Origin of the sequence: Butyrivibrio hungatei, from assembly GCF_900101605.1 — a bacterium.
GTDB classification, from domain to species: Bacteria; Bacillota; Clostridia; order Lachnospirales; family Lachnospiraceae; genus Butyrivibrio; species Butyrivibrio hungatei_B.
In genome coordinates this window covers 35270-55536 of record NZ_FMUR01000019.1, presented here as the reverse complement: position 1 = coordinate 55536, position 20267 = coordinate 35270, and the positions used below count along the sequence as shown (strand labels likewise).

The 20267-nt window shown below is 40.4% G+C and carries 16 protein-coding genes; 2 read left to right on the top strand and 14 right to left on the bottom strand.

Features of this window, described 5'->3' with window-relative positions:
* The first annotated feature begins 46 nt into the window (after positions 1–46).
* Entirely contained in the window at positions 47–1042 is a 996-nt protein-coding gene (locus BLP87_RS13760) for a hypothetical protein (RefSeq protein ID WP_074463182.1), read from the top strand.
* A gap of 385 nt (positions 1043–1427) precedes the next feature.
* Here the strand turns inward: BLP87_RS13760 and BLP87_RS13755 are convergent, their stop codons facing one another.
* Both BLP87_RS13755 and BLP87_RS13750 read right to left on the bottom strand, forming a co-directional pair.
* Positions 1428–1883 carry a hypothetical protein gene (locus BLP87_RS13755; protein ID WP_074463181.1) on the bottom strand — a complete coding sequence of 152 codons (456 nt, stop codon included), beginning with the start codon at positions 1881–1883 and terminating at the stop codon, positions 1428–1430.
* On the bottom strand, positions 1873–7317 hold the full coding sequence (locus BLP87_RS13750; protein WP_074463180.1) for a DUF6531 domain-containing protein: 5445 nt from the start codon (positions 7315–7317) through the stop codon (positions 1873–1875). The genes BLP87_RS13755 and BLP87_RS13750 overlap by 11 nt, the downstream gene beginning before the upstream one ends.
* 378 nt (positions 7318–7695) lie before the next feature.
* On the opposite strand from BLP87_RS13750, the gene BLP87_RS13745 reads away from it, so the two are divergent.
* Positions 7696–7890 (top strand): antitoxin, encoded by a 195-nt coding sequence (locus BLP87_RS13745; RefSeq protein ID WP_074463179.1) that lies wholly within the window; start codon positions 7696–7698, stop codon positions 7888–7890.
* Between the two features lie 38 nt (positions 7891–7928).
* Here the strand turns inward: BLP87_RS13745 and BLP87_RS13740 are convergent, their stop codons facing one another.
* The 12 genes from BLP87_RS13740 to BLP87_RS13690 form a co-directional block, all read right to left on the bottom strand.
* Positions 7929–8111 (bottom strand): hypothetical protein, encoded by a 183-nt coding sequence (locus BLP87_RS13740; protein WP_074463178.1) that lies wholly within the window; start codon positions 8109–8111, stop codon positions 7929–7931.
* 66 nt (positions 8112–8177) lie between these two features.
* The gene (locus tag BLP87_RS13735; protein WP_026654094.1) at positions 8178–8723 is read right to left on the bottom strand and encodes a prolyl-tRNA synthetase associated domain-containing protein; all 546 of its coding nucleotides are present in this window, start codon (positions 8721–8723) and stop codon (positions 8178–8180) included.
* Entirely contained in the window at positions 8648–8809 is a 162-nt protein-coding gene (locus BLP87_RS16115) for a hypothetical protein (protein WP_176756656.1), read from the bottom strand. The genes BLP87_RS13735 and BLP87_RS16115 overlap by 76 nt, the downstream gene beginning before the upstream one ends.
* Before the next feature lie 180 nt (positions 8810–8989).
* Positions 8990–9943, bottom strand: coding sequence for an ABC transporter permease (locus BLP87_RS13730; RefSeq protein WP_074463177.1), 954 nt, complete (start codon positions 9941–9943; stop codon positions 8990–8992).
* Positions 9944–9955: 12 nt separating this feature from the next.
* A complete protein-coding gene (locus BLP87_RS13725; protein ID WP_074463176.1) occupies positions 9956–11452 on the bottom strand; it encodes a sugar ABC transporter ATP-binding protein in 1497 nt (498 codons plus the stop codon).
* An 11-nt stretch (positions 11453–11463) separates the two neighbouring features.
* Positions 11464–12411 (bottom strand): ABC transporter permease, encoded by a 948-nt coding sequence (locus BLP87_RS13720; protein ID WP_074463175.1) that lies wholly within the window; start codon positions 12409–12411, stop codon positions 11464–11466.
* Between the two features lie 135 nt (positions 12412–12546).
* A complete protein-coding gene (locus BLP87_RS13715; protein WP_074463174.1) occupies positions 12547–13746 on the bottom strand; it encodes a sugar ABC transporter substrate-binding protein in 1200 nt (399 codons plus the stop codon).
* 77 nt (positions 13747–13823) lie between these two features.
* The gene (locus BLP87_RS13710; RefSeq protein WP_074463173.1) at positions 13824–14273 is read right to left on the bottom strand and encodes a hypothetical protein; all 450 of its coding nucleotides are present in this window, start codon (positions 14271–14273) and stop codon (positions 13824–13826) included.
* Between the two features lie 142 nt (positions 14274–14415).
* A complete protein-coding gene (locus BLP87_RS13705) occupies positions 14416–15024 on the bottom strand; it encodes an ECF transporter S component (RefSeq protein ID WP_074463172.1) in 609 nt (202 codons plus the stop codon).
* Positions 15025–15045: 21 nt separating this feature from the next.
* Positions 15046–16635 carry a response regulator transcription factor gene (locus tag BLP87_RS13700; protein WP_074463171.1) on the bottom strand — a complete coding sequence of 530 codons (1590 nt, stop codon included), beginning with the start codon at positions 16633–16635 and terminating at the stop codon, positions 15046–15048.
* A gap of 49 nt (positions 16636–16684) precedes the next feature.
* On the bottom strand, positions 16685–18484 hold the full coding sequence (locus BLP87_RS13695; protein WP_083334624.1) for a cache domain-containing sensor histidine kinase: 1800 nt from the start codon (positions 18482–18484) through the stop codon (positions 16685–16687).
* Positions 18485–18515: 31 nt separating this feature from the next.
* A complete protein-coding gene (locus BLP87_RS13690; RefSeq protein ID WP_074463170.1) occupies positions 18516–20153 on the bottom strand; it encodes a GGDEF domain-containing protein in 1638 nt (545 codons plus the stop codon).
* Positions 20154–20267: the final 114 nt, after the last annotated feature.

The following is a 20267-nucleotide window of genomic DNA, read 5'->3' as shown; positions in this document are numbered from 1 at the left end:
AGTATTGTTTAAGGAAACTTTGTTTCCAAAAGGAGAGTTTAGTTCTATGTTCAAAAAAAGATTACTGCCTTTACTTTTCAACTTGGTATTCATCTCAGGTTGTACTCCGCTTCTTAATCCCGACATTGCTTCTCAGAGCATGCCGCAGGAACAGGTAAAAGAAGACATTGATAAAGTATTGGCTGATGAAGAACCTATTACAGAAGCATCCACAGAGGCTACAACAGAAGAAGCCGCTGGGGACGCAAGTGCCGCTATAAGCGCCTCAACTTCAGAAACCCAAGATGCCGCTGCAACAGCTGCATCATCCGCATCTTCGGCAAACGCTGTACCTCATTTTGTACAAGCACAGAATGCCGCTTCTGAAAAAACTGCTCAGAATAATGCTGCATCCACACCTGCTTCTACGCAGAACACTCAGGATACTCCCGCACAGACAACTTCTGCAGAATCAGCTCAGCCTGCTCCCGTTCAGAGAAATCTCGGAGCTGTGGGTAAAGCCTATGAGAAAGCCGCAAAAGATTTCAACGCTAACTACAATAATTATAAATATGACCTGATTTACAGCGACGATGACAACACACCTGAGCTTGTAATAGACACAGGAAAAAAAGTCACAATTTATACCATTACAAACAACAAAGCCCGCCTCATCGTAAGAAATCAGAATACCGCAAAATGGAAATATGGCACATCTTCTTTCTGCTATGTTCCCAAAAAAGCTTTATTCTTTGACAATAACAACAATTGCTTCGGATGCATTTGCGAAGACGGACATGTAGGAGACGGATCCATGCTTGTGTCTTACACCATCAACAACATGAACATTTATCCGAAAGTCAGCGAAGTTACTCCATCGGCAGGTGCAGACTATCCCGATTCTTCTCAGCCTGCAAGCTATAGAAACCAGAAAGACAATTCAGTGTCTGCAGAACAGGCGCAAAACGAAATCCTGGCAATCTTTAACTATGATTGGCAAAAGATTCAAGGAACCATGGATTTCAATGCTCTGCTCGCAAAACTTGAAGAGATGGGAGTATGATATAAAAAAGAATAATTTGCAGAATAAAAGCGTGAAGGAGCCATCCTGGCTTCTTTCACGCTTTATTGCATCTGCTACTGTATAACTTTTATTTTATAACTTTTTCACTAACCTTTTTCATCAGCCTGTCTGCGTCCTGCCATGTTGCATTTAATCCAATCATATCCCTTTAATTAGATTTCCAAATTCACTGAACTCCATCAACTTCAACAATAATAGATTTTGATAGTCCCAATAATCCTCCATCAACTACTCTTTGAGAGGCGATTCCATTGCGTACTTTTTCGCTAAAATTCCTTTAGCTTTCATCACCCCTCCAACTGCTAATGCATTAACATCTGCGCCTATAATCTTACTTACTTTTTATACTTCATTTTCATAACATTTATATGCTGATGTCTTTGTCCTCTTCAACATCAACAACGTTATAGTTTTCTCTCATATATTTTTCAAACGAATCAAAATCCCGATATAACTCTGAAGCAAAATATATTTTTTTGTTTATGACTATTCCAATAGCTCTTACAAAGCCATATCTTTTATTAAAACTAACATTATGCGCCGAAATTGCATAAACCCTTTCAACATCAGAAAGAGGAAAAGTTTTCTCTCCACAATAAAGCCTCATACTCAGCTCAGTATCGCTAACTTTAAAGCTATATATTTCATTCAGAATTTCAACAACGCCTTTTACCGTCAGTAAAACTAAAAAGACTGTTCCAAATAAAATATATAAGGATTTACCAAAGCAATTTCTTATCAAAAACAAATCAAATAATATCACACATAATATAAAAATAACTTTCCCAAATATAACTTGTTTCTTTTGTTTAATTACCATTTCCCGCGCAAGTCCCCTCTCCTGTCATAAACAAATTATCAATTGCTCCAAAAAACTGGTTAATTGCTTCTCCAAAACCATCAGTATATGTCGGCATTAAATCAGTATATACATTACTTGTACAACATGACATAAATGTTCCCGGTAAACTCCACAACGCGCCATTAATACCTGATACAATTGTATTATTCATAATCTCTTTTTCAGTATACTTAGCAGATACTGTTTTATCCATATTATCTAATCTATTAGTGATATTCGTACCAATTGCATTTCCTAACGCTCCACCAACTTCATTTCCTATAGGTCCCATAAACTTTGCTCCCACATACTGTATTGCACCAGCAACTGCTCCTCCTACGAATCCATTTGTATAACTTCCTCCATGTTTCTCATTTACAAATCCAGAAACAACTCCCGCGCAAGCAGCACTCGCTGCAAATCCTGTAGCAACAACCGCTATTGCTGGCGCAGAAACCGCAACTGTAGCAACAGCTCCTACCACTGCAGCAGCTGCTGCTACCACAGTGACAGCTTTAACTGTATTTTCAATCCATTTAGCCCAGTTTCCATTCCCATCAACCAATACGATTGGATTGCTAAAACAATAACCATAATGATTGATTGTAAACGGACTGTCAATGAATCCCTTTACATTATCTTCAGACTGAAATCTACCATTATCTGCGCTATAGTATCTAGCCTGCGCAAACTTGAGCCCTGATACTTCATCTTCCTGATAGCCTGTGAACACAAACGGCTGAATAATGTTGCCATTTGTCGTGTAAGTATGCTTCTGATTTTTGCCTCGTCTCTTTCCTGTGAACGGATCCATGTTTCTTCCAAAGTCGTCGAAAGCATATGAACTTACAGCCATTCCGTCTGTACCTGTCATGTACATAGGTGATCCGAGTTCATCCTGAAGGTAGTAGAAGTTATTTCCGCTCTTTGACATCGAGATCACGTTGTTATCGTAAACAAAACTCTCTGTCTCTCCGTTTACTGTACGTTCTAGAAGGTTATAGTAATCCCTTGAAAGGTCACAGAGGTACTCAATCCTTTCTTCAGGTCTTGTGGATGCTACTCTAAATCCAAGTCCGTTATAATGGTTCTCAAGTTCTCCCTTATCCTTATCAACTACCTTTGAAAGCATGTTTGTAGCATCAAAAGTAAAGGTCTTCTGTAAGAGGCCGTCTATGAACTCTTTTGTCTGGTTACCACGCTTATCATAATCGTAAGTCTTAAGGATTGCCTGCGAGTTATTAAGTTCCTTAGCTTCTATAAGTCTGTCTAGGACATCATATGTGTAAGATGTCCTTGTCTCTGTCTCAGACATGCTTGTTCTGTTACCAAATGCATCGTATTCGTAGGAAGCCTTTACCTGTCCGTTAAGACTTGATCTTGTAAGACGTCCGATAGCATCATAGCTATATTCATATCTTCCCGATACTTTATCAAGACCGCGTCTGTTTCTATCGATACCACTGATAAGTCCGGCATTATTGTATGAATAGAAGTATTTATCAAGTACGCCCTGTTTATCGGTACTTGTCATACTCTCAAGATTTCCGCCCGGCATATATGTATAAGCCTGGCTTACGCCGTTAGCGAAGTTCTTGCTTACAAGTCGGCCAATCTCATCATAAGCATAGGTTGTCTCTTCTCCGTTTCCAACGATACTTGAAAGCTGAAGCTTATCGTCATAGTTATAAGAAACTACCCTTCCGTCAGGATATACAAGTTTCGTTCTTTCTCCTGTAGCACCATACTCATAAGCTACCGTCCTGTTCTTAAAGTCTGTTACCTTTGTAAGGCGTCCTAAGATATCATTTTCAAGAATTGTCTTTCCGTACCAGTCATTTATCTGACTTAACTTATTAAGCTCGTTATAGGAGAATGCAACGCTTCTTCCATCAGCATATCCCACCTTTGTTACTACACCGGCATTGTTATACTCATATGTTGTTGCATAGTTATCCCTGTCAGTCTTTGTCTTAAGACGTCCATACTGATCGTACTCATAAGTTTCCTTCTGCCCAAGAGCATCTGTTACTTCCGTAAGCTGGCCTGAAAGATCATATGAATAGATTGTTACTCGTCCATCTTTTCCAACTGTAGGGAATACGTTTCCTGATTTCTCTTCATCACTTACAAGGCCTTCTGCTCTGTGTACGCTCTTTAAGTTATCAAGCGCATCATAAGTATATGCTGTCTCATTTCCAAGAGCATCTACAACACTCTTAAGGCGTCCTGTAGCTGTATATGTATAAAGAGTTGTGCTGCTTGCGTCAGTTACCTTTACAACTCTTCCCATTGAGTCATACTCATAGGATACAGTTCTTGAATCAGATCCTTCTACTTTTTCTACTCTGTTGAGGGCATCATAAGAATAGCTGATCTCGTATCCATCAGCAAAACTTCTCTTTTCTACTCTTCCAAGCCTGTCATATATAAGTTTCTGCTCAAGTTTGTCACAGAAGTATGTAGCTATGAGCTGACCTTTTCTATAGTCAAACCTTCTTACTCTTCCTTCGGCATCTGTAACACTCTGTACATCGCCTGTCTTTGTATATGTGTAGGCTGTGCTGTTTCCAAGAGCATCTGTTTCTTTTGTTATTCTTCCAAGAGCATCAACTTCTCTTGTGTATCTATTACCTGCTGCATCGGTAACTGCAATGAGGTTTCCGTTCACATCGTAGTCATACTTATTTACATGACCGAGAGCATCTGTCTCTGATGTAACGTTACCGTTAGGGTCATAGGTAAGGCTCTTTACCTTGATATCACCGTTATACTCAGCAATTACATTTCCGTTCTCATCGTAGTCATAAGATACTTCCCTATGCTCAGGATCTGTAACCTTTATGAGTCTCTTTAAAAGGTCATACTCATAAGTAATCTTTCCTCCATTAGGGAGTGTTATCTCTTCTTCATCCCAAACGTTGTTATATTTTATCTGTGTTGTTCTACCTGCTTCATCTGTATACTCAGATACCTTACCGATGTTATTGTGGTCCCATGTCTTTACTGTCTTATCTGGATTTATAACCCTTATAAGCTTACCTGCTATGTCATAAGCATACTCAGTAACGTTTCCAAGAGGATCAGTTACCTTGCTGATTCTGTCCATGACATCGTATTCATAAGTAGTCTCTGCACCAAGAGCATTCTTAGTAGAGATAACTCTTCCGAGGTTATCTCTTTCATAAAATGTCTCAACACCTTTACCATCCTTTATATAGCAGATATCCTTATTATCATCATACTTAAGGTATGTATAGTTTCCTTCCGCATCCCTTATTCTCTCTACCTGACCATTGTCATCATAGTAGATTCTATTTTCTTCATTAAGGGGATTTACTACATTTGTAAGTTCACCGTAGCTGTTATAGGAATACTTGTAAGTTGCTCCATCAGGTCCCTTAACAACGATAGGTTTTCCTGCAGCATTATAAGTAATATTAGTTATATTACCCTTTGCATCGATGACCTTTGTAAGGTGCCCTCTGTTGTCATAGCTAAGCCTTGTGGTATAGCCTCTTTTATCCGTTGCTGTAGTCTTCTGATTTTTGTCGTTATATGTAAAACTCTCACCTATTCCCTGCTCAGGATATCTTGTTCCTATATGGCGCCCAAACTCATCAGAAAGGTACTCAACTTTAAGTCCGTTCTGCTCTGTTGCAGTTGTTATATGATTCTCTTCATCATATGAGTATGTAATCACACCTCCATCAGGGAAGCTCTGCTTTGTGACACGCTTCTTATCGTCATACTCATTCTTAAGAAAGGTTATATCACTGGGATTTGTTACTTCATCTATTATTCCGGCGTCATTATAACTATACTTTCTTGTCGCACCGTCAGGGTATGTTACAAGTGTAATATGATTTACACCTTCTCTTTCTTCATACTCATATCTTACAGCTCTTCCTGTATTATCCTTTGCTGTGCAAATGCATCCGTTATCATTAAAGTAAAGTCTTATATATCTATATTCATCGCAGATACCAAGAGGACGCTCGCCGTCATACTCAACTCTTGCAAGTTCTGTCCTTTCGTTACCAAACGCTGATATTTTTCCATCTTTTCTAAACTCAGTATAGGCCCCGTCATCCTGAATGAGTCTGTAATGATCCTTATACTCGATAAGTCTTCCACTCTCACCGTGTTCTTCTATATATTCTTTCTCTTCATTCTCGTAATCTTCTTTTACGACAGCACGTCCGTCTTTTGTAGTTACAAACTCGATCTCGCCAATTTCATCAAGATCATATTTCTTGCTGTCTTCTTCGCTGGAAATTTCATTATCTTTTCTCTTTTTCTCATTTGTTGAAGCCTTGGTAAAGTATCTTACATAGCTTCCCTCATGCCCATCCGAGAAGAGGATTTTTATCTTGCTGTCATCATCTTCACCTTCTTTAGTAAGGTGCATGTCAAAAAGGCTCGTCCAGCCTTTGCCGAAATAACCACTATTTTCACTCTGTGCATTATAAAAACGCCTTACAGATAACGGGAATACACCTGCAATGTTAAGGTCTTCCCTGTCATTTATGTAGTTTCCGTTATTAAGGTTTACGGGATCGTAGAGATATACCTGGCATCTTGGGATCATTCCCTTAAGATAAGCCTTGTAGCTCTCAAAGAATTTAAGGTACTCTTCGGCATCTTCAGGCGCAAGGATGTCCTTTGGATCCTTCCAGCTGATGTTGTCTTTAGTACCATCAAAATTTGTTATATCTAAAGCGCCCTTGTTCATACCTTCTACTATCTCATGGAGATTATGAACGATAGTATCAAGAAGGCTCTTGAACGCACTCTTTTCTATGTCATTGGAATGTTCTTCATGGAATGCAAGGAACTTCCTTGAAAACTCAGGAACAAAACCACCACTCTTATCGGGAGTCGTGATAGCATCAAGTGCAAGATGGGATTCTCTGGGGTTAGGCCATGTGTAGCTTTTCCTTGAGATAACGTCGCATCCTCTTGCAATATTTTCTACTTCTCTATGTATATGGGTAATCTTGGGATAAATCTCATTAAAGACTGAGTTGTAACCTGCAAAGTCTTCTGCAACCTTATCAAGATGCTGCGTCTTAATTACTGCATCTTCATGTTCTGCAAGGTCAGCAATGAAATCTTCAAGAAGTGGCACTTCACTCTCAAATCCCGCTCCCTGCATCATGCTCTGGAGCTTTTGGATACAATAGATAGTATCTTCTACAAGTTTTATCTGCCTCTGATTTACAAAACTCTTTGCTGAGTCAGCTTCAGGTCCTGTATGTGTCTCATCAGTTACAAAAGCTGTAAGTGCCTGTATAAGTTCAGATGACATATGAAGAAAAGGATCATATACTTCTCCAAAACAATCTGAAAAATATTTCCTTATTTTCTCCTGATGCCACTCTATGTTTCCGCCAAAATTATTGTTACTCATAATTCTAAACTACCCCAATCTTTTGTAATGTCCCCTCTGATGTTAAATATAGCAAAACAATATTTAACACAAAAATTATACGATTATCAGAAGCTAAATGCAACAACATAAACAGCAAAATAAACCCACTAGCATTTTTGTCGGGGTGCTAGTGGATTCATTTTAATAGCAATATTTAACTCGAATGTATGGGAAACATAAGTTATAATATTGAATAGCATCAGAGATATATTGACACTTTATTAATAAAAAGTCAATATTTTTTTGACTTTTATCATTTTAACAATGCGCTATGAACTAGAAAAATAATATGGCAGTGCACTTTCATTAACGTAGTATATATTGGGTACATATTATTGTCAGAAGGAGGTAATACCCATGATAACTGCAAAAGTTCTTGAAACCAGAGAAAATCAGACTGTATTATTGCCTGAAAATTGCCGTTTTTCTTCCGACGAGGTGATAGTTAATAAGATAGGCGATACAGTTTTGCTAGTTCCGCCCAGTGATAAGTGGAACTCTTTTATGCAAGCTATAGACATGTTCTCAGATGACTTCATGTCAGAAAAATGAGCAAATTATTCATATCATCAAAATATGACAAAGAGCAATTACTCTTTGTCCCATTTTGATCCGATTTCCAGACCATTCTCTATAAGCCACTCATCTTCAACCGTGACATATCTCACTTCACCCGCTTCGTTCTCAAGCGTCACTGAGACCTTAGGCTTCTGTCCCGGCTGAAGTTCCTCGCAACCATAGTCACCGTCAAATATCTGTTTTATAGTCCACATAGTTAGTCCAATCGCTTTCTAAAAATCTATTTCTCATGCTATGTCTAATCTCAGTATAGCCTTACCTCAGTCTTCCCCGACAAGATGCACTACCACGGGTTCATGTCCGACTTTGGGAAGGAACTTATTGAATATATCATCCGTCTTTATCTTCAAGCTCGATGTGCAAACACAGGGATGACATCCGATATACTCGCCCTTCTTTACATCTTCGTCGACTAGCAGCTGCACGGCATGTTCTTTATCATTCATAAGCCCCATTATGCTTACTGCACCCGGCTCTATATCAAGGAATTTAAGCATATCATCCGCGTCTGCAAAAGAGAGTCTTGCAGAGTTGATCTGCGATGAGAGTTCTTTTGTCTTAAACTTCTTATCTCCCGGCATCATGAGCAGATAATACTGAGTCTTCTGCCTATTGCAAAGAAAGAGATTTTTGCATATCAGAACTTCAAGCACTTTATCAATCTCATTGCACGCTTCCATCGTATTCGCAGGCTCATGATCAGTCCTCTTATATTCTATTCCGAGCTCGTCTAAAAAGTCATATGTACGAACTTCTCTCTGAAGTCTTCCTTCTGTATTTTCAGGTCTGCCGCTAAACAATTCCATGTTGTCTCTTCCTTTCCGCTGTATTTAACATCATATCCCATGATACCACAATTCTTTTCACCAGTCCTTGCACCATACAGTTTCATTCTACTCTTCCTTTATTGCGCAAAAAACAACCGAGGCCCCCCGCGGGCCCCGGCTGTTATATTAAATTCTATTTGGAATATAAAGTATTCCAAATAAGGTTATTTAACTAATTCATCTAACAAGCATAATCTTCGTAAGCTTCAATTTCTATCTTCCTCGGACTATCTTTTTATGCCATCTTACTTAACGATCATACCTGTCTCTCTGTCGGCAAATACTGCTACCATTACAAGGAAGACAATTCCCATGATGAGCTGCTGTGTCTTGGGCTCGATACCGAGCATTACAAGTCCTGCGATAAGGATCTTGTAGGTCATTGCACCAAGGATGATGTTGTAGAACTTAACCTTAGCACCGCCGTTAACGGGCATTCCACCAAGAACAAGTGCGATCATGATCTGTGTCTCAAGCTGATTACCTGCTGTTGAAGTAACAGATCCAACCTTGATACTGTTGATGAATGCTGCAAGTCCTGTGATCATACCTGCTGCCGCGTATACGAGCATCTTGGTCTTTTCAACTCTTACACCTGCAAATCTTGCTGCAGTCTCACCTGCACCGATAGCTTTAAGTCTGTTTCCAAGTCCTGTGTACTGGAATACAGCAAAAGCAATAAGGAGGATTGCTATCGTAAATGTAAGATTTACCGCAAGTGTGTTATAAGAAGTAATGTTTGATGCTCCGTATACGGGAGTCTTTGTTGTTGCATAAGCAACGATACCTCTTATAAGGTACATGTTACAGATAGTAACGATGAATGATGTGATCTTACGCTTTACATTGAAGAATCCGTTTATAAATCCAATGATTCCACCTGTAAGCACACCACACAAAATTGCAAGCACTATATTGTAATTTGACAAGTAGCACACAACAACCGAGCAGATACCAAGCATAGAGCCCTGTGAGAAATCAAGTCCGCCCATTGTCATAACCATAAACACGCCAACGCATGAGATAAGAAGCACATATGATTGTGACAAAAGAAGCTTAAGACTTCCCATTGAATAGAGCTGACCTTTGGTAAGTACCGCAAAAAGCAACACAATAAATATAAATCCGGCAAAAGGCATTATACTTCTTATGATCGGCCGCTCCATGAAAGGTGTTTTGATTTTTTTCTCGTTTTCCATAATCGGCCTCCCTTATACCATATTCGCAATAAGATCCGTATCCTTCAGATCTTCTGAACGTTTAAACTCACCACTTTGGCGACCGTCTTTCATGATAATGATTCGGTCCGCCATACCAAGCAGCTCTGAAATTTCTTCAGATATCATGATGATCGACTTACCATTCTTTCTCATTGTGTCCATCATCTGATAGATATCCGCTTTAACCTTTACGTCGATACCACGTGTAGGTGAATCAAGGATGATTATGTCTGAATCTTTACCGATCCATCTTGCCAAAACAACCTTCTGCTTGTTACCTCCGGAAAGAGCTGACATAAACTGATGCACACCTTCCATCTTGGTACTCATCTGCTTAGCAAACTTCTCCGCAAAAGCCTTCTCATCCTTTGCGTGAAGAATATGGTTCTTCTTGATGTCTTCAAGCGAAGGAAGACAGATATTGTCCTGAATAGTGTCATTTATTACAAGTGACTCGTTATCTCTGTCCTTTGACGCATATGCGATACTGTGATCTATAGCAGTCTTGATGTCATTTATCTTAGTTCCGTCCGCAAGAGTTACACTGCCCTGTCTGTCATAAGATGCTCCAAAAAGAGCTTTTCCGACTTCATGCATACCGCATTCGGAAAGTCCGCCGATACCGATAATCTCTCCTTTATGAAGCTCAATACTGAAATCATCGATCTCATCCGGTACCGTGAGGTGTTCACCTTTTAATACAACCTCATCGGAAACTCTCTCGTTATAATCCGTGCGATAATAGTTGTTGCTCATCTCACGTCCTACCATAAGTTTCTTTAGATCATCAGTGTTGACATCATCACTCTTAACCGTTCCGATAAACACACCGTCTCGAAGAACACTTATGTTGTCAGACTGCTCAATTACCTCATCAAGATCGTGTGAGATAAAGATAACGCATCTTCCGTCATCACGTGTCTGCTTCATAACCTTGAAAAGCTCGATTCTTCCTTTTTCACCAAGAGCCGTCGTAGTCTCGTCCACAACAAGGATCTGTGGTTTAAAGTGTGTTGCCTTAACAATCTCTATAAGCTTTCTGTCCTCAAAGTTATAATTATCTATAAGGTCTGTAGCCTTGATGTAATTAAATCCATAGGAATCAAGAAGTTCCTGTGCTTTTTTGTTCATGGCGTTTGTGTTCTTTACGCCAAATTTTGTAAATTCATCTTCTTTTCCCAAAAAGATATTCTCAGCAACGGAAAGTCCCGACAAAGTTCCGATTTCCTGTACGATAACCGCAACTCCCTGATAATTTCCGTCTACCTGGTTTTTTGCATTGACTTCTTTTCCGTTTAATGTAAATGTACCGCTGTCCTTATGGTAAATTCCCGTAAGACAGGATGTAAATGTTGATTTACCCGAACCGTTCTCACCGATGAGTGCATGGATCTCGCCCTTGTAAAAATCAAGGGTGACATGATCAACGGCATGTGTGACACCAAAGTTTTTGTCGATCTGTTCGGCATGCAATAATACTTCGCTCATGTCTGCCCCCTTTACTTTACAACTGCACCCTTAACGGGTTTGATGGTCATAGTTACGATTGCAAGAAGTACGATACCTGTTACGATATTCTGTACCGTTGTAGGAGCTCCGAGAGCAACGAATCCCTCGAACAACAGCTCAATGATGAACTCTCCTATTACTATAGCTACTATCGGATGTCCGTATTTCTTGAATGCAAGTCCGAAGAACGTTCCCATAAGAGGCGGGAAGTTACGGCTCATTGATGCAAGATTTGATGCACTTGTCATTGATGTTCCGTATGAAATTGTAAGGATTGATTCGATTCCTACAAACAAGCCGCAGAGAGTGAATGCCACAACCTTATATTTGTCTACATTAACGCCCATATTCTTGGCAACAACTTCATTTGAACCGATAGCGTAGGTGTATGTTCCTATCTTTGTATACTTAAGGATAAATCCACAAAGGAAGAACGCTGCAAGTGCAAGAACAAGGTTCCAGGGATAATCTCCGAATGCTCTGTAGTTGGTTGCAAGGATTGCTTCTTTTCCGTTCGTGGCATAGATGGAAAGAGCCTCATAAACAAGAGATAATCCCGCTGTTACGATAAGAGATGAAATTCTAAGTTTGATATATACGATTCCGTTGAGGAGTCCTACAAGAACTCCGCTTATGATAGGTGCGATCAAAAGACCTGCATAACCGAACTGTTTACTCATATTTACCGCAATCACCGATGAAAGCACGATGTTTGCGCCCACACTCATATCAAAAGGTCCCATTACGCAGATAAAATATAATCCGCAACCGCCAACCGCATAATAAAGGGCTGTCTTTAAATAGGTTTGTAATTTATTGAAATCGCCGAATGTCTCAGGAGCGAGCATTTTGAAGAACGCCCAGAATACAAACGCGATAAAGATCAAAAGTAATAGCCCAAATGCCTGGCTCTGTTTAAATTTTTGAAACTTACTCATATAATCCTCCCGCAAGAGTTTTTGGTCCAGATACTATTTTTGATATATGCCGTATTTTCCATTCGCGGAAAATACGGCATATCCATGTTTTTTCCTAAAATATATATCTTTTATAAGCGTTTAGTCTTTGTTTTATCAGTTGCTGTGACGAGAAATAACATCGTCGATTGAAAGATTTGAAGCGGCTTTGCTGAGGTCTTCGAAGCTGTAACCTGCCATCTCAACCATTTCTTCTTCTGTATAAGGATCGTCATTTACAAAGTACTTCTCATAGTTTGCATAATCATCGGGTGATGATACATACAGATAAGGGAAGAGGATCTCATAACCGAATGTACCTTCTTCTTTTACGTAATTGCCCTTAACTGCGTTAAGTACAAGGAAGAATGCGAACAAAGGATCACAGAAGTGTCCGCCTGACTCAGCAAACATTCCGCCTGACTTAAGCTGATCTGCAAGGTCATCAAGGAAGTCTGTTGATACAACGTCGATCTTACCCGTAAGACCTTCGTTAGCATATGCACCGATAGAACCTACAAGAGGATCTCCGCCACCGCCGGCAACGATAAGTGCATCCATCTTGGGATTTGAATTGTAAAGTGACATAGCTGCCTTAGCACCTTCTTCTGAAGATGTATTTGCATATACAGGCTCTGTGATTGTAGCCGGGTCGTCAGCATGTGCTGCGTTCCACTCTTCAACTGCCTTCTTATATCCCTGCCATCTGAGCTGGAATGTTGCATCACCTACTGTCCAAGCCTCAAGTCCGATATTTCTGTCACCCTTTTCAAGAAGAAGATTAACAAGTGTATATCCGTTTGTTATTTCATCTTCGTGAACGGCACCTACGTAATACTTGGAATTGCAAGCTGTCTTGTATACTTCGGGACTGTTCGTTTCTGAAATAATACGGAAGAACTGTGCGATGTAAACTCCATTCTCTGTACATGTGTTGATTGCTGATGTCATCTCTGAATCGGCTGAGTTACAAATGATGATTCCTTTACATCCTGCTGCACAAAGCTGCTCAACAGATGCTGTAACCTGCTCTGAAACGTGGCCCTGATCAACATACTGAACTTCAACACCGTTTGCTTTAGCTGCCTTATCAACGATCTTCTTACACTGGCTTCCGAGAACGTCTGTTGAACTCCAGATCGATACACCGATCTTGATATCTCCGGTTGCTGCCGGCGCTGCCGCTCCGTCTGCCGATCCCCCGGCACTATCTGCAGGTGCAGAACCACCCGATGCCGAACCACAACCAACGAGCATAGATGCAGCCATAGTTCCGGCAAGAAGCATTGCACCTAACCTTTTCATTTTCTTTTTCATAGATCTACCTCCTTTTGAAAATAAGAAAGAAATATAATAATCGGTCCGCACCTCAACGGATCCGACTTGGAACCTGATTACTTCTTGAGCCCTTCAACTTTAAAGCTCCTGTCCTTCTCTTCTCCGAAAACAACACCTGCCGACTGAGCTGCTGTTTCGTCGTATGTAACCGATACAACCACTTCATCCCCGTTTGAAAGTTCTTTATTCTTGTCTATGCTAACCGAAATGGATGAAACAGCATTTATATACTTTGTGAGTTCTGTAAGATCTCCGAGTTCATCGAGCTCTTCAATCTTCTCTTTTCCTCCGACCATCTCTGTTTCCATTCCGTCATAGTCAACATTCACAAACGCGGTTCCTTCACCGTTCCTGCCGCTAAAGTCAACAGTCACATAATCAAGAATATTTGTGATTCCGTCGGTTGTATTTATCTGTGTTTTTTTCTCCGCGCCGCAGCCAGTAAGTGCAATCATCATGCTCATGCCTGCTGCCGCCGCTACTATAGCTTTTTTAAATTTAAACACCGATTATCCCCTCCCGAAAGAAGTTATTTGCTTCTTCTATATCAAATGAAAAAGCTTTGCAAACAGAAATGAAATAATATTTCTTGTTTACAAAGCTATTTTATCAATTAAGTTTTTTCATAATTAGCACAATTTAGAAAATCTAACTATCACTTTTTTGAAAAAGTGATAAATCCCGCTTCACTGCTCGTTTTAGCACTGTATAGACAAAAAATACATATGCAAATCCGATGCAAGCCGTCAAAAATTGTACTACCGAAAATGTCTTCTGAAACACAGGCATTTTATTTCTCAAAGGGCTGTTCTGCGGAATAAATGTGGGAAGCAGCCACATGGATATCGTAACTCCCATAAATACGCCTTTTGCCAGCGAACACAAAATTGCCCTTGCCATGTTTGATATCCTAAACACATTGTTTCCGGAACCCATGAATGACTTTTTGAAAAGAAATTCCACAGTCACGGCAAGCACGATATTTCCAAGCATTATGAAAATAATTATTGCGGGAACCGCCATCATAACGGGACTCATTGCGATCATATACGCAGTTACCGGAGTGATTATGCTCAAAATAATCCCACACGGTAAGTTGACCATAAGTACCGCAAGTACTATACAAGTGTTTACGATCGGTCCTGTAATAAAAATGCTAAGATTCTTAAACACCTGACTCACGATACAGATTGCCAAAAGAACTGCCGTTGTCGCAATCTGCCTTGTTCCAAAGTTGTTTTCTTTGCTTCTTTCCATACTCCCCCACCTCCGCACTTTTTATTTTACGTTTTTCTTCCTGTATTCACTCGGACTTATGCCCTCAAGCCTTCTGAATACGCGGCTGAAATAGTTATAGTCATCGTATCCGACTTCAAAAGAAATCGCTTCGAGCTTGTTCTTTTCATCCTCCATAAGCTTTTTTGCCCTGTCCATACGACATCTTGTAATATAGGTCGTTATGGTCTCGTTATATTTCTGCGAAAACTTACGTGAAAGATAGGTCGGTTCAACAAAGAATTGCTCAGCAAGCCCCGACAGTGACAGGTGTTCCATATAATGCGTCTCGATATAATCCCTGATATTCTCAACCTGACTGCTTATGGAGTTGTTCTCATTCGCTGATTCGCCCTGCGCTATGGAAAGAGCAAGCTCCATGTTGTCTGTTATTATCTCTTTATTAAGAGAACGAAGCCCGTAGTTTATCGCATCCTGAACTTCCTCATAGGCACGTTCGTCGCTGTTCTTATCCGAATCCGCGATCGTATTGAGTGCGCCCGTCGTAAACTGCGTCACTTCAAAAAGACTCCACTTCTGCTCGTCGCACTTTTCAAGCCCTGCCGTTTCCATGAGTATCGTCTTCGCGCGACCGATATCTCCTTTTCCCAAACTATCGTTAAGAAGTGATTCGATACGACTCGTATATCTGTCATTAAAAGCCAGTGCCTTCCTGCTGCCCGTGCACACAACCGTACTGTGATCTCGTCCAAAAGGCCTGGTGACAAGATTTGCGATCATTTCTCTGTAGACAGCGGCGATATCGTCAAGTGAAGTTGCCTTGTCGTGCAGCACTATGGTGATAGGCCCCTGCTTTTCAACGGGAAAAGCTTCAAGAATGCGGTCCGCGATAAAATGAAGCCTCGTCGGAGTCGCATTTAGTTCTATCACAAACTCATTTACCTTATCTGTGTAGTTGAAAACAATGGTTCTTTCATTTCCGACAATCTTGCGAAGCTTTTCCTTCAAGTCATATGACATTCGAAGCACATCTTTTTCATAGCTCTGCTTTAAGATCTCAACATCATGGAACTTCACAAGTATGGTAGACATCTCGGAAAAGACCTTTGTGCTCGGCACATGAAATTCTTTTCCCGGTCTGAAAAGTTTGCCGTTTAAAAGAGATGAAAATTCATCATCCTCAAGAAAAGATGAAACATATGTCTCCCTAAGGCGACTGTCCTCTTTTACCGCTTTCTCTGTCTCTCTTTCCTCGAGCGTCTTGAGCGCTTTGCTGAGCGAATCGACAAGCTGTTCCCTGCTGACGGGTTTTAACAGATAGTCGATACCTCCCGACATGAAAACGCCTTTTACCTTTTGGAAATCATCATATCCGCTTACAGCCAGTGTGATAATATCGGGATATTCCTCTTTTATCCTGTCAAGTAGCTCAAGTCCGCTCAAAAACGGCATATTGATATCCGTGATCAAAATATCCGGCTTTTCTTTGGGGATTCTCTCAAGCACTTCTTCCCCATCACAAGCAGGCTCAAGAAATTCTATCGAATAATCCTCCCACGGCAACATACGCCTTATATTCTCACGGCTCCAAAGCTCGTCATCCGCCGCCAATACCCTATATTTTGCCTTCACCCTCTGTTCCTCCTAAATACATCTTAAACACCATAGCTTTATCACGGCGTCAATCAATACCTGTAACCATTTTTACCGTCGGCAATATGATAATTGCCTTAGTCCCCGTTTCGTGATCGCTTTCATAGCGAATCCCGTAATTGTTCCCATATACATTTTTGATGCGGGCATTTACATTCATTATACCAATGGAACGCCCCATCTCAATCTGCTTTAAATCAGCCTTTTCAAGCTGCTCATTCATCGCATCCGCATCCATTCCGGCGCCGTTATCCTCTATTGTAACAAATAATTTTCCGTCATCATGCTTTGCCGTAATTATGAGCTCTTTGTCTTTTCTCCTGGTCATGCGAAGCCCGTGCTGAAGCGCATTCTCAACTATCGGCTGAAGCGTTATTCTCGGAATGCTGTCCTGCAGCGTATCCGTATCAATATGATAAGTGTATTTTACGGAGTTGCCGTTTCGCACATCCATAACATACAGATAATTGCGAACATGAGCCATTTCCTGCTGAAGTGTCGCCTGAGTATCGGAAATATCCAGACTGTACCTGAAAATAGCCGAAAGAGACTGACACAATCCGCTAACAAGCATACAATCCTGTGACGCGGCTATTCCGCTCATCGTATCAAGCGTATTGTAAAGAAAGTGAGGATTTATCTGTGCCTGCAAAACTTTGTACTGCGTTCGCTCCATCAGCACCTTTGCCTCATATTCTTCCTCAACCATCTTTTGTATCCTGTCGAGCATCTCGTTGAACTCTTCGCCCATTACCTTAAGTTCATCGCTCCATCCGTCCGTCTTAACCCTAAGCTCGGTATCTCCGTTCTTTATCCTTATCATCGTACTGCTTAGCGCTTCCACCGGCCTATAGATAAAGCCCGAAATAAGTGTTCCGAGTAAAAGCATCAGCAAAATGATTATTCCGGCTATCAGCAAAAGAGTCCGTGCCAACGCGCTCTGCGTTTCAAGAAGCAGAGACTGCGGCGTCAGCATGACTATATGAAGGTTATACTTTCTCATAGCTATGCTGTTCAGATAGAAAGATCCATATTCATTTTCAAATTCCGGGAATTCACCAGATGAGGTTGCAATTGTCTGTGTTAAGTCGGAAAAGATCTTGCTCTCTTCCTTCGTGATATTTCCAACCTGTGCGATTGAAATATCCCCTCTTGGCTGAAGCCACACGTACACATCTCTCGATGATATATATTTACTCATAAGGTCCGATATATTCTGCGCATTAAAATCACAGACAATATATCCGTACTGAGATCTATTATCATCATATGTATGGAGTTTCAGACAAAAACGTAAAATATCGCTGTTTGCGGCTTCGTTGTGATAACCCGAGATCATTACAGCATAATTATCCGATTCCAGATATCTTCTAAGATGTGATTCATTGACGTACCGATCGCCGTCGTAAAGATCGAAAGGATAGGCAACAGGCTGCTTTCTCCATGAACTGATCAGCTTATTGTCATTGTTGTAAATATACATTGCAAAAAGCTGATCTGCCGAATCAAAGCGCGCTTCAGAAAGACGCCAGGCGCTCCAATAATAATTTAATATTTCGCCCTGCGTCGAATCGTCCCTTCTCATAGCGGCAATCAGTTCAGTTTCTGTATAGATGGTCTGCATCTTGACAATAAGTCCGTGAATATACGAATTGAGTTCATTCTCGATACGCTGAAGCGTCTCATCGTTACTCAACAGACTTTCTTTCCTGATCTGCTGTCTGGATGTCACTTCAAACGCAACAGTCTGTGCTATTACGGCAAAAAGCGTGCATCCGATGACCATACCAAGAATTGCCCGACGCATTGTCCATTTGATTTTTTTCATAACCCGTCCTTATTCCCCAATAAGGATATAATTAACTGTATTTTGCTTCATCAAGTGATTCCTGAGAAATAAGCACCTTGTGAAGCATAACAATCTCGCCCTTCCTATGCTCTTTTACCTCATAAAGAGCATTGTCGGCGGCATACATGTAATCCCATAATTTGTTTGTCGATATGGGAACAGAGTTGCATATTCCCTGTGATATCGTAACAAGCTTACCGTACTCTTGTGAAGGAGCCAACAGATTACGCTCCTTTATCCCCAATCTGATATTTGAGGCATACCACATAACCTCTTCATCAGTCATATCTTCATAGACGATAACAAACTCATCGCCGCCGTATCTGAAGGCGCGTATCTTGTTATTACCGCCGCATTTTTCAACTATTATCTCAGCTATTGTCTTAAGACAGGTATCTCCCGCCTGATGGCCGAAAGTATCATTGTACTGCTTGAAATTATCAACATCGAGAATTTCAACCGCAAGCGACTTCTGATTAGCATATGCGTTATCAAAAGCCTTGTCGGCATACTCATTAAGGCCGTACCTGTTTCCGAGCCCCGTAAGCGAATCCGTTTCAGCCTTTTTCAAAAGAGCGATATTCTCACGTTCCATTTCACTCAGCTTCTCTCTGATATCCGTAAAGAACCTGTAATTTGCGATACCCTCTTTCTCCTGAGCCATTGAATACGTATAAAACTCCTCATACGCCTTATATTTCTGCTCATCATCATTCTTAAGAGAATACAGTTCGCACTTTATCTTCGCATACTGCTTTCTTAAATAAGCAATACTGATACTGCTTATTGTAGCTTCAACATTTTTTACTATATCTTCAACTTCATCGACTCTTCCTATCTTCATAAGGAATCTGCAGGCTCTGTAAATATCGTCGATGTTATCTACGGAAAAGAAATTTTCAGTCTGTATTGTTTTTAGAAGAAGCTCAGCGTATTTTTGGTACTCTTCCATGTTTCCGAGAACATAATTTCCTCTCATACGCACATCAAGTACAAGAATATCCTGGAAATAATCACTCTTCACCCTCGGATCCGATTCAAGCCTCTTTATTGCAAGAAGACACTTCTTGACAGACTCAGGTTTGTCCAGAAGAATGTAACATTCCGCTTCGTTACAATAGCACAAAAGAACATTCAAATAGTAAAGACTGTCTTCCTTATTCTTTCGAATATGTTTATATCCCGACTGGATATATGAAAGCGCTGTCTCGATCTCGCCTACATCATAATAGATAAGACCAATGTTGCACTCTACAAATCCGACAGCTGAATTTTTATCATATTCATCGCAATCTCTTATTCCATTTAAAAAGAAATCCAATGCCAGTTCTATATTTCCGTGATTAAGCGCATCGATACCAAAAAGATTGTAACATCTTATGATATGCTCTTTGTCACCGCACATCTGAAGATACTCGATCGCTTTAAGGAGATTCTCATTAAACTTGCGATACTCCGTACTTAATTTGTAGTAAGCATCCGCAAGATAATAATATGCATAACCTATAAGATTGATGTCGCCAACCTCTTCCGCTTTCTCAAGCAGTCTGTCACATACCCCCACAAGGTCGTTGGACATATTCGTTCTGGCAGTCATCAACTCACGGTTTATAATTTGAACTTCGTTATCATAGTTTTGAATATTCATGAATTTGTAACCTGTTTAAAAAAAGCAAAAATACGCTATTCTGATTATTTTCAATTTTATATCATACTTTTCACTCTTGCAAGATAAATGAACTATCCTGACACACGTGACAGG

What these genes read in the sequence shown, in the direction of transcription:
- BLP87_RS13760 (WP_074463182.1), top strand. Translation starts at nt 47, where the DNA reads ATGTTCAAAAAAAGATTACTGCCTTTACTTTTCAACTTGGTATTCATC.
- BLP87_RS13755 (WP_074463181.1), bottom strand. Translation starts at nt 1,883, where the DNA reads ATGGTAATTAAACAAAAGAAACAAGTTATATTTGGGAAAGTTATTTTT.
- BLP87_RS13750 (WP_074463180.1), bottom strand. Translation starts at nt 7,317, where the DNA reads ATGAGTAACAATAATTTTGGCGGAAACATAGAGTGGCATCAGGAGAAA.
- BLP87_RS13745 (WP_074463179.1), top strand. Translation starts at nt 7,696, where the DNA reads ATGATAACTGCAAAAGTTCTTGAAACCAGAGAAAATCAGACTGTATTA.
- BLP87_RS13740 (WP_074463178.1), bottom strand. Translation starts at nt 8,111, where the DNA reads ATGTGGACTATAAAACAGATATTTGACGGTGACTATGGTTGCGAGGAA.
- BLP87_RS13735 (WP_026654094.1), bottom strand. Translation starts at nt 8,723, where the DNA reads ATGGAATTGTTTAGCGGCAGACCTGAAAATACAGAAGGAAGACTTCAG.
- BLP87_RS16115 (WP_176756656.1), bottom strand. Translation starts at nt 8,809, where the DNA reads ATGAAACTGTATGGTGCAAGGACTGGTGAAAAGAATTGTGGTATCATG.
- BLP87_RS13730 (WP_074463177.1), bottom strand. Translation starts at nt 9,943, where the DNA reads ATGGAAAACGAGAAAAAAATCAAAACACCTTTCATGGAGCGGCCGATC.
- BLP87_RS13725 (WP_074463176.1), bottom strand. Translation starts at nt 11,452, where the DNA reads ATGAGCGAAGTATTATTGCATGCCGAACAGATCGACAAAAACTTTGGT.
- BLP87_RS13720 (WP_074463175.1), bottom strand. Translation starts at nt 12,411, where the DNA reads ATGAGTAAGTTTCAAAAATTTAAACAGAGCCAGGCATTTGGGCTATTA.
- BLP87_RS13715 (WP_074463174.1), bottom strand. Translation starts at nt 13,746, where the DNA reads ATGAAAAAGAAAATGAAAAGGTTAGGTGCAATGCTTCTTGCCGGAACT.
- BLP87_RS13705 (WP_074463172.1), bottom strand. Translation starts at nt 15,024, where the DNA reads ATGGAAAGAAGCAAAGAAAACAACTTTGGAACAAGGCAGATTGCGACA.
- BLP87_RS13695 (WP_083334624.1), bottom strand. Translation starts at nt 18,484, where the DNA reads ATGAAAAAAATCAAATGGACAATGCGTCGGGCAATTCTTGGTATGGTC.
- BLP87_RS13690 (WP_074463170.1), bottom strand. Translation starts at nt 20,153, where the DNA reads ATGAATATTCAAAACTATGATAACGAAGTTCAAATTATAAACCGTGAG.